Genomic DNA, 331 nt, shown 5'->3' with positions numbered 1-331 from the left:
TCGTAAAAGCTTCTGATATTTCAATGGTACGAACATTTAATCCATCATTACGTGCACTATTATTGAAAATACTATGTTCGGCTGTACTGATGACACTTGTTCCCCAATTTTTCAAGCTTTTAACACCACCATGTATATTAGCTCGTTGACGCCCTTGGCCTTCAGCAATAGAATAGAGCAAACCAGTTGTACTTTTAAATGTTGCAGCTGATAGTTCATCTAACACAATAGGTAAGCCAAAATTTATTGTTGATGGACATGAAACGGGTTGGACAAGCATCGAAGACGAAAAAGCATCTCAAAGTGATGTACTTGATATAACGCGTACATC

At 37.5% G+C, this 331-nt stretch carries 1 pseudogene; it reads right to left on the bottom strand.

From position 1 onward, the window contains the following. Window positions 1-244: pseudogene (locus tag KA858_RS11850) on the bottom strand (DUF927 domain-containing protein); the annotation flags it as partial. Window positions 245-331: the final 87 nt, after the last annotated feature.

This window comes from Staphylococcus sp. GDX8P80P (assembly GCF_017893095.1).
Lineage (GTDB): Bacteria > Bacillota > Bacilli > Staphylococcales > Staphylococcaceae > Staphylococcus > Staphylococcus borealis.
This window is presented reverse-complemented; position numbering and strand designations above follow the sequence as displayed.